Source organism: Leptospira weilii serovar Ranarum str. ICFT, from assembly GCF_000332415.1.
GTDB classification, from domain to species: domain Bacteria; phylum Spirochaetota; class Leptospiria; order Leptospirales; family Leptospiraceae; genus Leptospira; species Leptospira weilii_A.
Genome location: NZ_AOHC02000041.1, coordinates 81374 through 93910 on the forward strand (window position 1 = coordinate 81374; position 12537 = coordinate 93910).

General features: G+C 41.5%; 9 protein-coding genes and 1 pseudogene. 6 read left to right on the forward strand and 4 right to left on the reverse strand.

Translation table 11 applies throughout. The annotated features are described in order from the left end of the window. Window positions 1-97 precede the first annotated feature (97 nt). Window positions 98-2167 (reverse strand): sensor histidine kinase, encoded by a 2070-nt coding sequence (locus LEP1GSC060_RS13595; RefSeq protein WP_036096599.1) that lies wholly within the window; start codon window positions 2165-2167, stop codon window positions 98-100. Further along, window positions 2164-2910 carry a response regulator transcription factor gene (locus LEP1GSC060_RS13600; protein ID WP_003006438.1) on the reverse strand — a complete coding sequence of 249 codons (747 nt, stop codon included), beginning with the start codon at window positions 2908-2910 and terminating at the stop codon, window positions 2164-2166. Before LEP1GSC060_RS13600 ends, LEP1GSC060_RS13595 begins: the two co-directional genes overlap by 4 nt. A gap of 110 nt (window positions 2911-3020) precedes the next feature. On the opposite strand from LEP1GSC060_RS13600, the gene LEP1GSC060_RS13605 reads away from it, so the two are divergent. Beyond that, a complete protein-coding gene (locus tag LEP1GSC060_RS13605; RefSeq protein ID WP_003006760.1) occupies window positions 3021-4373 on the forward strand; it encodes a sugar transferase in 1353 nt (450 codons plus the stop codon). Between the two features lie 144 nt (window positions 4374-4517). Then, window positions 4518-4781 (forward strand): annotated as a pseudogene (locus tag LEP1GSC060_RS13610) (hypothetical protein); the annotation flags it as partial. 7 nt (window positions 4782-4788) lie between these two features. On the opposite strand, the gene LEP1GSC060_RS13615 reads toward LEP1GSC060_RS13610, so the two are convergent. Beyond that, window positions 4789-5451, reverse strand: coding sequence for a class I SAM-dependent methyltransferase (locus tag LEP1GSC060_RS13615; RefSeq protein ID WP_003005760.1), 663 nt, complete (start codon window positions 5449-5451; stop codon window positions 4789-4791). A 213-nt stretch (window positions 5452-5664) separates the two neighbouring features. Between LEP1GSC060_RS13615 and LEP1GSC060_RS13620 the strand changes: the two genes are divergently transcribed. Both LEP1GSC060_RS13620 and LEP1GSC060_RS13625 read left to right on the forward strand, forming a co-directional pair. Then, window positions 5665-7218, forward strand: coding sequence for a tol-pal system YbgF family protein (locus tag LEP1GSC060_RS13620; protein ID WP_036096482.1), 1554 nt, complete (start codon window positions 5665-5667; stop codon window positions 7216-7218). Further along, window positions 7215-8351 (forward strand): tetratricopeptide repeat protein, encoded by a 1137-nt coding sequence (locus LEP1GSC060_RS13625; protein WP_003006351.1) that lies wholly within the window; start codon window positions 7215-7217, stop codon window positions 8349-8351. The genes LEP1GSC060_RS13620 and LEP1GSC060_RS13625 overlap by 4 nt, the downstream gene beginning before the upstream one ends. A 33-nt stretch (window positions 8352-8384) precedes the next feature. On the opposite strand, the gene LEP1GSC060_RS13630 is transcribed toward LEP1GSC060_RS13625, so the two are convergent. Then, window positions 8385-9353, reverse strand: a complete 969-nt coding sequence (locus LEP1GSC060_RS13630; RefSeq protein ID WP_003006404.1) for a metalloenzyme domain protein — start codon at window positions 9351-9353, stop codon at window positions 8385-8387. Window positions 9354-9484: 131 nt separating this feature from the next. Here LEP1GSC060_RS13630 and LEP1GSC060_RS13635 point away from each other — a divergent pair, with 131 nt between their 5' ends. Next, on the forward strand, window positions 9485-10417 hold the full coding sequence (locus LEP1GSC060_RS13635; protein WP_003006052.1) for a hypothetical protein: 933 nt from the start codon (window positions 9485-9487) through the stop codon (window positions 10415-10417). Then, window positions 10414-12519 (forward strand): hypothetical protein, encoded by a 2106-nt coding sequence (locus tag LEP1GSC060_RS13640; protein WP_003006087.1) that lies wholly within the window; start codon window positions 10414-10416, stop codon window positions 12517-12519. The genes LEP1GSC060_RS13635 and LEP1GSC060_RS13640 overlap by 4 nt, the downstream gene beginning before the upstream one ends. Window positions 12520-12537: the final 18 nt, after the last annotated feature.

Consider the following 12537-nt stretch of genomic DNA (forward strand, 5'->3'; position numbering starts at 1 on the left):
TTATCGAGCCTGAAGTCCGGATCTGATTCGATTAAAAAATGATTAGAGCCGTTGAAAATAAATTATGAATCGGTTTCTATCTTATGAACCGGGAAATTCAAACGATCGCCGGAAGATAAATCTCGACCAACGCTTCTTCCGCATTCAAAAATTCTAAAGTAAGATATCCGCCGAAAACTTTCAGCAAAGCGCTGTGAATTTTAAGTCCTTGCCCTGCGGATTCAACGGATTGAGTTCGGTTTTTTTCGATTTGATTTTTGATTTGAATCAGAATTCCTTTTTTTTCTCCATGTTTCTCTAAGAACGAAATGGAAATTTTTTTCGGATTTCCTTCTCCGGAATATTTCACAGCGTTCCGGATGGATTCTCTGGATGCATAAAAAAGAATTTCCAAAATCTCCGGTTTGGAAATCGGAAATCGTTCTTTAAGCTCGGGATCGTAACTCCAATCAAACCGGGATGTTTCGAACTCGGAACCGGTCAGTCGAATCAATGCGTCGATCAAACCAAGCCTGGCGATTTCCAGACTTGTATCGGGAAGTTCTCTTAAAAAACTAGAAACTCGTTTGTGTAAATTCGTGAGAAGTTGGATTTGTTCGGAAAACGCACTTTCGTTTTGCAACTGAGAAAGAATTAGAATGGAAGAATGGATTTCCGGAAGAATTTCATCGTGAAGAATCTGACGAGTTTTATAATCGGATATTCTTTGTTCTTCCGTGTGTTTTCTTTGCAACGAACTTAACACGAGAGAGTTGCTTTCCGTAAAAAGGGAAGAAAGCATCCAAGAAACCGTCGCCTTTGCGGTTTCGATCTCTTCTTCCGCATACAAACCTCCGTTTATTTTTTGACCTAGGAATAAAAGTCCTTCTCCCGAGTGATCGTTTTCTACTTTAATACGGAGCACAAAATCGTTAACGTTTTTTTCCTCCAAATACGCGATGTTTTCTTTTTCAAAAAATATATTCAAATTTCTGAATGTATCTATGTTTTCGATCTTCGTTTTATTTGGGTATTGCAGAATCATATCCGTGATAAAAGGGATTCTACTTTCGTTGATAAATAGAGCTGAGGAAGTTTCGAGAATGTCGGAGCAGAGAATATCGAAAGATCTTTGGAACTTTTCTTTCAGATCTTTTGTGTCGGACGGATTGTTTTCTGAAAATTTTTTGAGAGAAAGAATCGATCCTAAGATGGAATTTTTTTCCAATCGGAGATCCTTGTTTTTTTTCAATAGAAAGGTTCTTGAAATACAATAAACATAGGATCCTGTCAGAAAAAGTTCTATTTTCGAAAGACGAAGTACGGCAGTAGTAAAATAGAGAAGTGTTACGGCTAAAAATCCAAAAACTGCATTTTTCCATTCTTGACGTAAACTGATCTTTGGTAAAATTCTTCCCGTAAAAATTTCGTAAGAGATCAACGCCTTTCCTAAAACGAGAATAGCAATCGTTATCAGAAATTGAATTCCGATTAAAAAACCGTAAAAAGGTTCGGGATCGTTGTCGGATCTGGAAACCGGATCTTCTATAATTCCCAAACCTTCGCCTAAGAATAGAAAAAGTACGAGTATTAGAACTCCGAAAAGTAAAAGAGATACGGTCTTGAGATAAGGAACCGCTTTGTTTCTCGCGATTTCGGGAAGAATGTTTTTTGAGATTTGAAACGAAAAAAGAGCGAAGATTGGGATCGCGATACAAAATAAAATATAAATGAGATACGCGAGCCGAAATGAAAACGGAACTACATTCCAAAAATGGAATAAAGATAAGCCGGAAGAGATTTTACGACCCCAGATAAAAAAGAAGACGACCGCAACAATCTGAGAGACCGACAAAATCCAAAGAAAAATTCTATAAATCCTTTTTTCTCTTAAAAAACCCAAGAACCAAACGACGATAAAAAACCAGCCGAATGGAATCAAAATCAATCCGAAAATTCCCGGAAAAAAATAAACCGCGGAATAATTCAAAACTCGAATGAGACCCGATTCTCCAATCCAAGAAAAAAATCCGAATAACGCGGATACTACGATCACGATCACGATTGTGAACGTAGCGGAACGATCCTGTTTTTCTAAGTTGATTATGGTCGTGGATGCGAGCCAAAAAAGTATGGAAGATAAAAATAAAAATACGGAACAGATAAAAATTTCCGGATTAAAATTCAATCCCATCGAATCCATTCTCCGGATCCGTTTCTGTAATACGCGCTTCCGTCCTCTTCCCATTGAAGAAAACGATTTTCTCTTACGATCAATGCCGCTCTCGTTCTCGCCACTTTTTCATCCGAGGCGGATTCGTTCAAATCCCAGGCCGCATAAATTTGTCCGTTGATTCTGCTGATCGTTCTTTTATCTTTAAAACCCAAACGTGCGGCGATTTGTTCGTTGTTCTGTCCTTCGGCTAACATCTTAGCTACTATTTTTTCGTTCGGTTCCAAGATCGCCATGGGAGAATTTTCATCTTGCTCTTTTACTTCGACGATTCTGGATTCTATTTCCGGATCGATAAAACTTTTTCCTTCGTATGCAAGTTCGATCAACGGAACTATCATTCGAGGTAAAAGATAATTTGATTTTCGAACGTAAGCATAATGACTTAAGATTCCGGCTTTGCGAAACGTGCGAAAGTATTCGTCGCTGTCTTGTATGGAATAGATGACGACCGGCTTTCTCGGAAATTCTTTTCGAATCGCGAGAATGGTTTCGATTCCGTTTAACGTTCCCGCCAACCGCACATCTACCAGCAAAACTTCGAACTCGTTTTTTAATGCGAATTCGATAGCCTCTTCTCCGCTTGCACAATCGTAGGAGACCGTAAACTTACCGAACTCTTTCAGGCCCGTTATGAGGGACTTCCTTAACTTTTCGTTATCTTCTACAATCATTAGATTTAGGATTTTATCTTTCATAAGAACTTAACCGGTAAAATAGGACGCGCTGTAAACGAACGACCCGATTTTAAGTTTTTGGAAGCGTAACTGTCAAGCACTTGCGTGCTTTGACATTCACACTCAAGAGGATGAATCCTTTCGGAAATTTTTGTATATTCTCAAACATGAAACGAATCATTGAATCGACTTTGTCGGCAATCGCCTTGGCGTTATTTTCTCCCGTCTTGATCGGAGTAGGATTGTTAGTTCTCTTCGTAGACGGTCGTCCGATTTTCTTTTGTCAGGATCGTCTCGGTCTTTTTAGAAAGCCGTTTCAAATTCTGAAATTCAGAACGATGCAAGACGGAAAAATCACGAACCTCGGTTATTGGCTTCGGAAAACCGGTATCGACGAACTTCCGCAGATTTGGAATATTCTGATCGGAGATATGAGCATTGTCGGCCCTAGACCTTTGACTCAGTACGACGTGGATCGTTTAGGATGGAACCGAAAATTCTACGACGTTCGTTGGTCGGTTCTACCCGGCATCACCGGTCTTTCTCAGTTGTATTCCGGAATGGGCGCTGGTGTTTCCTTTTGTTTTGATCGTTCTTACTTTAAGTCGAAAAGTTTTAGCCTCGATGTTCGTATCGTTTTCCTTACGTTTGCGATGAATGCGTTCGGTAAAAATAGAATTCGAGAAAAACTGAAATCGGATCTGAAAGATAGAAAAATAGGAATCCGTTGGAAACAATGGAGAGAACATTTTAGCGGCAATGAAAACCGTCCGTTACCTAAAATCGATTTTGAAACCTTGGAACTTCGTCCGAATGAGATGCAATCCATCGCGTACTCTCTCGCCATATTTCAGTTAGGCGAAGCGGGGGAAGGTAGGATCGCGAAGGAAATCGATAAAACCATTCTTTTCGGGATCGACGATTTTTATAGGGAAGCGTTGAAACTTTTCGTTAGGGAAGAAGGGAGGCACGCTAGAATTTTAGGAGAATGCGTCCGCGCCTTAAAAGGAGAACTCATCGAATCCAATTGGACCGAAAGATTGTTTTATTTTGGAAGAAGGATGCTCGGCGTTCGTCTGAAGTTGATGGTTCTTCTCGCTGCGGAAGTCATAGGAATTTGTTTTTATCGAAAGATCGCCGAAAAGATTCCGAACGGATCGGTGAAATCCGCTTTACTCGATATCGTTAAGGACGAGGAAAAACATCTGAAATTTCACAGCGATTTTTTTAGGATTCGGATCCGAAACTTTTTTACCAAAATCCTTTTTAGAATGTTATGGAGAATCGTCGCTTTTGCGGCCTGCGTCGCGGTGATTTTAGATCACAGAAAAACGTTTCGAGTATTAGGAATTTCTAATTGGAAAACGTTTCGGAAATTTCAGGAGATCGCGAGATCCACGGAAGATTTTATCATGAAAGGTTTGAGCCATAAGTTAGAACGCGGGATTTTTTTTCAATCCACACCATTTCATTATGAAATTTAAAAAGCAGCCGTTTTCTAAGGTTCACATTTGATTATAATACTTGAATGTTTTATCGTCTTTAAACATGGATTTGGATATTTTTTTATAATTAAACCGTCGCCGATTCTGAGGGGAAATCGGGATTTGATTTTATCGTTTTTGAATTTTGCAGAATCGTTTTCGGAATCGATTGAACTCAAACAAAAAGCGGAACAAGACGCGCTTCGGGCTAAAAACGAGTTGGAAAGGGTTAAAATCGAAGCGGAACAACAGGTAGTAAACGCGCGAGCCGAGGCCGAAACCTTAAGACTCAAATCGCAACAAATCACTCCGATGATGGTGGAGATGGAACGAATCAAAAAATGGGACGGTAAATATCCGGATACGTATTTGGGAGGCGGTGCGAATACACTTTTTCAAATTAAGTAAGTAGGCTCTAAGATCGTATGAATTCTTCCGTTGTGTCCTCTTCTTCTTTGAGATCGTAAAAACTGTACTCGAAATTTCTTCCTGCTACAACTTCCAAACCGTAAACATATTCGGATATTCTAACATTCTTTACCACGTCGAGATGATACATCTCCGCTAGGAATTTCATTTTATCCAAAGAGATTTTGTCGCTGATCTTAGGGCCGATGGAATATTCGTTTTTCATCCAATCTAGAACGATCAACTTGCCGCCCTTTTTTACGGAACGTATGAGACCGTCCATTGCAAGTCCCGGATCCGGAAATGTCGACAGGACTAAGGATGCAAAAACCGCGTCGGGCGCCGGAATCCATTCCGGTAAAAGAGGATGATCCGATTTTTCGATGAAGAACGGTGTGAAGTTCGAAATCTCGTCTCGATTTTTCCAATGAAGCACTTCGTCGATCAAATCCTGTTGGTATTCCGCGCCCCAGATCCAAGCGTCTTTCGGAAGTTGTTTTTTTAATTCTAAGGTAAAATAGCCGAGTCCCATTCCGAAATCGACCAAATTCATTACTTCTTTAAGATTGAAATGTTTGAATACGACTTCCGGAGAAGTAAGTTCGCGGCGTCGGCTGGAAATCAAGAAATTCTGATATTCGGGGTTTTCGTAATAATCCAGGTCGCTCATAATTTTTATCTGGATTATGTCTAATCCATCATTTCGGAAATGTCAAACCCGAAATCGCGATCGTATCGTTTGTACTAATGATGTTGAATTCAACGGGTTATCAAAGAGTGCGGGAACTCCCTCTTTGCCGATGTTAAAACCGATTTCTCTTCGGACTGCAATTAAATAACACGGTTTGGACTGTCGATAATCAGTACCAAAGACATTCCTTTTATGAAAATTCGCACTCTATTAGTCTTGTTCATAACGTTAGTTTCCTTTCCGGGGGCTCAGGATAACACGTTCAATCAAAATCAGGTGGAAAACTATAGTGTGGCAAATTCCATTCATGCGGAGATTTTAAAGAAGGATGAAAATTCGATTCGGATCTTTTGGGATGCTCCGAAAGAAACCGGTGAAATCATTATCGCACGTTCTTCTTCTATGATCGATACTCCGGAAAAATGTATGATCGCCGATTCGTTGGGAAAATATCCGAGCGGAATTGCGGGCGGAGTGACTCAGATCTTCGATTATAATCTCAAACCGGGAACTTATTATTACGCGGTCATTTTGGCGCACCATGTTAAAAAACAGACGATCAAATTGATTCCCGGAAAAAACTTTACGACGATTCCGGTAGTTATCGAACACGCGCTGACTCCTGCGGCGCCTAACTCCGAAAACAAAGTTCCGGAAATTCCGGACGATGCAAGGATAACCGATCTTACCGTTAAAAAAGAAGGCAAACATCTCCGATTGAATTGGACGCCGTATGAAAAGGCGATTCAGAACGCGACCGTTTATACCGTTTACCGTTCTTCGGAACCCATGTCTTCCTTATCTTTGATGAGGAAAGCGGAAAAATTGACCGAATTGAGTCATCCCGAATCCACATTTTTGGATCAGGATCTGAACAAGTCTCAGACGGTCTATTACGGAATCAGCGTTCGATCCGGTGCAAAGGAAATCCTACCCTTGATAAACGGTCAATCCTTCACTCGGTTTTTTTACATAGGCGGTCCGAGTAAAGGCGGCTCCGAGAATATTAAAACTCCGGAATATTCGGAAGATGAAATGCACGTAAAAGACCTTACGGCGACCGTCGAGGATCTTAACGTAAAACTCGAATGGAAGTCTCCCGAAAAAGCGGATGGAAATACGGTTTACACGATCTACCAAGCTCTCAAACCTTTGAGCGGCGGAACCGCCACCTTTCTCGGGGGAAATATTCGTAAATTGGGCGAGGTCAATCATCCGGATACGGTGGCGCAGATCCGTATGAAATCCTTGGATTCGAAAATTTATTTCGGAGTCACGGTAAAACATATCGATAAGGAAGGATTTAATCTTGTTGAAAACGAATCCTTTGTCGCCGTCAATTCCGATAAGGATTCCAAAACCGAAGGTTCGGAAGAAACCGAACCGAAGGAGAAGGATGAGTCGGAAGAACATTCGATTGATCAGAAAGAACATTCCAAAGATAAACAACAGGAAGAAGAGTTTTCCGGAACCGGCGACGAACTCGATAGGATCTTGATACGAACCTACTGGAAAAAGGAATTTTCGGACGCGATTCACGATTTGAAACCGTACGTCAAAAACGGAAATTCCGTTTACATAAGAGGGAAGGCGAAGTTTTTCACTGGACTCTCTTACTACAAAAAAAGGAATTATAAAGAAGCCCTTAAGTATTTCATCAATAGAGATAGTAAATTTTACAATGCAGAACGCTCGGAGTTTTGGTCGAGGCGTTGTCTGTCTCGGATCTCCGGAGGAAATCCATGAATCGCTCCATCATCTTAATTACCGGATTTTTATTTATCTGTGCCGGCCTTTTAATCGGAGTTTACCAGACTACGATTAAAGACGAGGATTCCAAACGAGCGACGGCTTTGGAAAGAATCAAAGAAGGCGAAGAATATTTAAAACAGACGAACGCCAAAGCCGCCGAAAAAGCGGTCGACATTTTCTCCGAACTTTCCGCGAAAGAAATTCCAGAAGAATATTCTTTCCGAGTGAAATACGACATGGGCAGAGCCTTGGAAAGAAACCAAGACAACCTTTTGGCGCTCGGAATTTATCGCGAGTTGAATCAGAAAGAAGGTCTTTCCAGAGACGAACGCGCAAAGGTCGCGTACTCGATGGGAAATCTTCTTTTACAACTCAATCGGGACGAGGAAGGAAAAGGTCATCTGGAAGAAGTCCTTAGAATTTCAGCGGATCCGAAACTTCGATCGAACGCGTTATCCGCAATCGCGGACTATTATATGAAAAAGGGGAATTACGATCTTTCCCGCAAAAACTACGTTCTTGCTCTTCAGGAAGATCCGGAAAACGTGAAGGCCCGAGTGCGCTGGGGAAAATCCTTACGCAGAATGGGTAAGGACTGGTCCGCCTACGACGTCTACGACGACTACTCTCAAGCCGGATTTTACTTTGATCCTGAAAAAGAAAAAGTAGGTTCGGAGTTTAGAAACGGAATCTTAGAGAAGGCGAGGCAACTTTACGTTCGTAAACAATATCACGGAGCCATCGATACTTTTAAAAAAGCTCTCGATATGGGAATCAGTCCTAAAGCCGAAGAACAGGCTTTGTTTTATATCGCTGAAAGTTACGATGCGATCGGAAAATCCGATTCTTCCCTTCAATACTTAAATCGAGTTTTGGAAAACCAAGACGGTTCCTTGGATCAAACGGCCCTTTTTCGAAAAGGAACGATCCATTTCAAAAACGGAAAGTACGAAAAGGCGGCGGCCTTATTCCAAGAGGCAACGGATAAATATCCCGATTCTCCCGTAGGAAGAAAAGCGAGCGCTTGGAAAAAAGAATCCCTGGATCAAGTGGAGGATAATCTTCATTACAAAAATTTCGATAAGGAAAAAAGTAAAGAAGATCTGGAAACGGAAAGACTCGATTAGGATCCGAGATGTGATTGAGAATATTCTAAAATTCTAAGATTCCGTTTTTATAAACTCTTCGTCTTTGAGTTCGATTTGAATTCCAAGGACTTCATAGATTGCGGAAGGGATGTCCACGATCGAGCGGATTTTTTCTTTCATCTGCGAAGTATATTTTCCGTAAAGAACCGTAGGAACCTGATTGAGAGTATGAACATCCACGCTCAAGTTTTCCAGGTTTCCGTGATCGGAAGTTACGATCAACTGATCCTCTTTTGGATTCAATTCTTCTAATATTCCGGTCAAAAAGCCTTCCAGTTCTCCGATGTATTTCTCAGCCGCTTCCCAATTCATCTTGTGACCGATCTTGTCCGTTAGAAAAAACTCATAAATACAAAGAGCGTAATCGTCCTCTTTACAATTGCGGATGATGGACTTTCCGGTTTCGTACGGATCTCGGATTTGAAACAATTCGTCGGATTCATCCAAATAACCTCTGGAAAATTCCTTCAGATATTCGTGGGTGATGTCCATGTAAAGACCTTTACCTTGACGAAGATCGTCCATTCCTTTGAGGGGTTTATCGCTCGCCATTTGAATCAAAGTGGAGGCCGAAACGTGGCGAGGATTTTTTTTTACGTGTTCCGCAAAGGCCGGAGTATAACAATTTAAAAGATCGGCTTTAAAACCGTGTTCTTCCAAAATTCGAAGAATGGAATATTTGCTGATGATTTTTTTGAGAGTAAAAGTGGGAAATCCGCTTAGATGTCTTTGCAGTACCTTACAAGCGTTGATTCCCGTCCAAAGAGAAGTCTGACCGGTCGCACTTTGAGGAAGGCCCTTGATTCCCATACTTGCGTCCGTTTTTAGAAAGACGGCGTCTTTGAGAAACGGCGAAGCGTTTTCCGGAATCGGTTTTCCCGCGAGAGGAAGGAAAAACGATTTCGCGTATCTGGAAAACGGATTCGTTTCCGGATCATCCGGTCCAAACCCGACGCCGTCGATAAACATATAAAAGATCATAAGAACCTGTCCCTAAAGGTCGGGAACCTTGTTGCTTTTTGTAAAAGATGATTCGAGTTTTGGAACGAACCGTAAGTTTCTATCCGGTTTTCTTCTCTTAGGTTAGACCCAAAGGACCGATACTCAGAACAGTGACGTCCGACTTTTACAGCAAAATCACCTTTGCCCTAACGCTGATTCTATTAGGGCTGATTCCCGTTTCCATTCCTTTTTTCAGAGAGGAATGGAAAGAGTCTTGTATGAAGTTTCCGTTAAACCCCGCCGGTAACGAAGGATTTTTAAGGCGGGACGTTTTTTTAAAGGTTTGGTCCGAAGCCAGAAAGGCTCCTCTTTTTGAAGTGGGTTCCAAGATAGAATATACGATTCGAAATTTTTCTCTTCCCAAAAACGCTAAGGAACTCGGCGAAAGTTTGCTTAAGAATTTGGAACTGCGATCGATCAAGATATACGATTCGTCGTACCGCCTCGTGTATTCCAGCCAAGAGACGAAAGAGATTTTTAACGGAGATCTCCGTTTAGGCGACTTGAAAGTTGCACCTTCCGAAATCAACTTTGACAACTCGGGAATTCCGATCTATCGAAGTAAGGATGGAGAGTGGTTCCTATGGATGAACGGTTTTGAATTGGGAAAACACATGTCGCTTCCGTTTAATATCAGGGACAAACAGGTTTATTGGATTTTTGAATCCGGAAAAATCGGGCACGATTCTTTGATCGGTTCGAACGATCTTAGATCGCTTAACTATCCGGACAATTTGGAAGAAATATTAGCGGAATTTAATAAACCTACGATCGGTTGGAAGGATCGTCCTCTTTGGGAAAAAAATAAAATCGGGAGTCATACCATTTTTCTCTCGTACGATAAGGGATCCAGATTGGAACAATCGTTTCGGATTTTCGCGTTTCTGTCCTTTTTACTCGGAGCCTGCGGATTGGGAATCATCTCCTCCACTTTGGTTCATTCGATCGTCGTGGAGAAGGAATTCGATCATAAAGAGAAGGTTCTCAAATTGAGGGACGTTTTCCTGAGGTTCATACTTCTTTTAAAAAGGGATTTGTCATGACCGGACTCAAATTAAGAATCGCGATTTTAATCTTATCGGCGCTTTCTTTTTTTTATTATATTCTCGCGCCGTATTTTCCGGACGGAGTATATTATAAATATAGAATGAACTCCGTGTTTACGAATTTGAACGAGGAATTTCGTCGTCTTGAAATCGGATTAGGCCGGGTACACTCGCCGTCGGAATTGGAAAATTTGCAGTTGGAATTTCCAATCGTTTCCGGTTTGAAGTTCGTAACGGAATCGGATCTCGCTTCCCGCAAAGACGCGGAAGGCAAACTTCTTGAGGAAACGTTGAAAGAAGGAACAAGTCGTTTATTTTCCTTAAAACCTTCTTTGGTATTTTGCCTTCCCGATCCTAAGGAAAAGAAATTGATTCTCGCGGAACTCAGGGAGGATTTGTTTCGTGTTTCTTTTTCAGGAACCGAATCCATATTGATCCCCGATTTGAAATTCGGAGGTTATGTGGAACCGGGAAAACAATCTTACGGTTTGAACAGAGGTCGTATTTCTTCCCTGCTGGTCGACGAAATGAACCGATCGAAAAGTCCGGTCAATCGGATTCAAATCGGTTCCGTTTCGTTTATCGGATATTATTATGCGACACCAGAAAATTCTTACGGTTTCTTAAAAGGAATTCTCGTTTTAAAACCCGGAAACGACGGACTTTTTTTCTTATTCCTTTCGGGTTTTCTCGCCGTATTATTTTTGATCGATCTGATGATTCGAATCTTAAGAATCAAACGGAATTTTTTTACGAATCGGGAAGGAAAAGAAATCCAAGAGATCGTAGGAAGGATCTCAAAGGGAATCGCCGCGCTCCAAACCGCCAAACAAAATGCGCTGGAGTCGGCACAAAAGGACAAAGTAGAAGAAATACAAACCTTAACCTCCGAAGAAGTGGACTTCGATTTAAAAAGTTCTCCGATCAGTATGAAGGAAGTAAAACGGGAAGACGGTCCTTCCATTTTCGTCCTTCCTTTCGAACTGAAAAAAGAAGGTTATGTTTCCCCCGCGTTTTTAAGGGATCCGCAAAAGTTCAAGGCTCAAACGCCGGTTCCGCCCGAGATCGAAAAAAAACGTTCCGAAATTTTTACTTCCGAATTGCAGAGTTTGATTTCCAAGGTGAACGAACCTACTCGCGAAAAACCTAATATACCTACGGACAAACCTCGTTCCGAACCGGAGCCGGATCGTTCCTCCCATCGTATGGAGTTGGGTCCGGGTTATATGAAATGGCTGAATACTCTCCAAGTTCGGGAGCGGAGAAAAATTCTGGAAGTTTTGGACGAACTCGGTTACGGGTTGGAATCCGAATATTCGTTTATTCTAAAATACTACATTTCCGTATTTTCCGGTCTTAAACTTTTCGGGTTTTCGATTCACTACTACGACAGAAGAAACGGGAGTTATAGTCCTTTTGTGACACACGGACTCAGAGACCGCACTTCTGCAAATATGATTTTTCTCTACGACGATCAATATATCGGAAAAGAATCGGGAACGTATTCTCTCATTGAAATTACGGACGAAAAAAAGTCGGATCGTTTTTTTCGAAAGAAATTCGATCCGATCGATTTGGAATCCTGTCTTTCCATTCTTACGATCCCTTTGTCCAATTTCGGAATTCCGTTTCGATTTTTCCTGTTTTTCAAAGATCCGCCGATGGAGGAACACGCACAGGAAATCGAAAACATAGTCTTTCATTCTTTGGAACCGGTTGTTCCCGCTTTTGAGGAATACGATCGAAAGATTTTAGGCGAATTGTTCCGAGATAAACGAGACGTCGTTTCTTCCCGAATTCATTTGATGAGAATTGCGACCGACGGCGAAAGAGGACTTACGAAATCTTTTCGGATCGAATTTCACGGAAAGGAATACAACAAACTCGAGTCGCTTCGTAAAAAAGTAATGTCGCAAATTTCAGAAATCATCGGTCCGGAAGATATATGTTTCGTAATCGGAGTCGGAGCGTTCGGTTTATATACGAAAAAGGATTTGGAAGAGCAGGTGCGTTCCTTGACGGATCAAACCGGAAGCGCGTACGATTTTATAGTGGACGTTTATCCGGAAAACGGAAAGAATCTTTTCATGTATCTGTAAGTTGTTTCTTTCCCATCG

Coding starts and splice junctions, on each gene's coding strand:
- LEP1GSC060_RS13600 (WP_003006438.1), bottom strand. CDS start 2,910: ATGAAAGATAAAATCCTAAATCTAATGATTGTAGAAGATAACGAAAAG.
- LEP1GSC060_RS13605 (WP_003006760.1), top strand. CDS start 3,021: ATGAATCCTTTCGGAAATTTTTGTATATTCTCAAACATGAAACGAATC.
- LEP1GSC060_RS13615 (WP_003005760.1), bottom strand. CDS start 5,451: ATGAGCGACCTGGATTATTACGAAAACCCCGAATATCAGAATTTCTTG.
- LEP1GSC060_RS13620 (WP_036096482.1), top strand. CDS start 5,665: ATGAAAATTCGCACTCTATTAGTCTTGTTCATAACGTTAGTTTCCTTT.
- LEP1GSC060_RS13625 (WP_003006351.1), top strand. CDS start 7,215: ATGAATCGCTCCATCATCTTAATTACCGGATTTTTATTTATCTGTGCC.
- LEP1GSC060_RS13630 (WP_003006404.1), bottom strand. CDS start 9,353: ATGATCTTTTATATGTTTATCGACGGCGTCGGGTTTGGACCGGATGAT.
- LEP1GSC060_RS13640 (WP_003006087.1), top strand. CDS start 10,414: ATGACCGGACTCAAATTAAGAATCGCGATTTTAATCTTATCGGCGCTT.